Source organism: Massilia sp. CT11-108, from assembly GCF_047302915.1.
GTDB lineage: Bacteria > Pseudomonadota > Gammaproteobacteria > Burkholderiales > Burkholderiaceae_D > Telluria > Telluria orientalis.
Window position 1 is genome coordinate 1 of the sequence record NZ_JBKYMO010000878.1, and the last position, 1,429, is coordinate 1,429.

1 protein-coding gene is annotated in these 1,429 nt (G+C 67.7%); it reads right to left on the reverse strand.

Going from position 1 to position 1,429, the window contains the following annotated elements:
• Nucleotides 1-1,429, reverse strand: a 1,429-nt coding sequence (locus ACEN88_RS31630) for a Pls/PosA family non-ribosomal peptide synthetase (RefSeq protein ID WP_413346106.1), incomplete at both ends; no start/stop codon positions are given.

Below are 1,429 nucleotides of genomic sequence, written 5' to 3' on the forward strand. Positions count from 1 at the left end.
CGCGGCCGGAATGTGCTCGCCCTTCATGACAAGGGTCAGCGGCCCGATGCGGGCATTGTCCCCGACCTTCGCGCTGTACAGCACGGCGCTGCGCGGGCCCAGGTACACCTTGCTGCCGATGTCGACGTGATCGATCTTCATCACCCGGTCTTCGAACAAATGGGTCTGCGGACAGGACAGCGCGTTCAGCTCGCTATGGTCGCCGATCGTCACGCAGTCGAATTCCGTGATGTCCGTCGTGTCCATGTAGACGCCGCGGCCGATGCGGCAGCCGAGCAGGCCGAACGCGACCGGCAGCCAGGGCGTGCCGCGCAGGTAGCGCATGAAGTTGGGCACGGCGATGCCTTCGTACATGTTCGTGACGCCTTCGGACAGCCAGACGAACGGCGTCCACATCGGCTCGGCCCGCTTCTTGTAGCGGCCCAGCAGCAGCCATTTGAACGCGAGCACGAACAGATAGTTGCCGATGCCGTAGGCGAGGCTGATCAGGGCGAGGTCCCAGATCACTTCGCCCCAGCGGCCGGCCCCGGCGATCGGCATCAGGTCCAGCACGACCGTGTAGCCGACGGCGATGACGACCGCGTGCGGCGCGACGATGCGGAACGCTTCCACGAGCGCGCGGCCCAGGCGGCGCGCCGGCGACGGGCGGTAGGTCAGGTGTTCCGGGTAGCCGCTGACCTGTTCGCGCGCGGGCAGGTGGATCGGCGGCGAGCCGAGCCACGTGTCGCCGCCCGTCATACGCTCGTTCGCGGGCGCATGCGTGTGCACGCCCACAAGGACGCCTTCCGGCAGCACGGTGCCGTCCGGGATGTAGCTGCCGTTGCCGACGAAGCTGCGGTTCGAGACGACCGTCGCTTCCATCGTCATCCAGCCGCCGTCGATCTGCTCGTCGCCCAGCATGACGGCGTCGGCGATGAAGGTCTCGTCGCCCAGCGTCAGCATGTCGGGGACGACGCCCAGCGCCGTCGAGATCTCGGCGTCGCGGCCGACCTTCGCGCCCAGCAGGCGGTACCAGAACGGCGCGAACACGGTCGCGTAGATGCCGTGCAGGACGTTCAAACTCGATTCCTGGATATGGCTCACGAGCCATTTCTTACAGTACGCGTTGCTGTGCACGGCCGAGCGCCCCGGCATCATGCGGGGCAGGAAGCCCCAGCGGATGGCGGCCGACACGAGCATCGTCAGCGCGATCAGCACGGCGGACGCGGGCAGTGCCAGCACGAAGTAGCGCAGCAGCTGGCCCTGGATCGAGTTCTGCGCGAGGATCGGCAGGGTGCCCCGTTCGTCGAACCAGTCGATCAGCACGAAGCTGGGGAACACGGGCATGAAGAACAGCGTGGCGACGAGCAGCATGCCGAACACGAAGAACAGGGCTTCGCCGGCGAGGCGGGCACGGCTGACGCGCGGGCGCGGCGGCAGGGTCGACGGG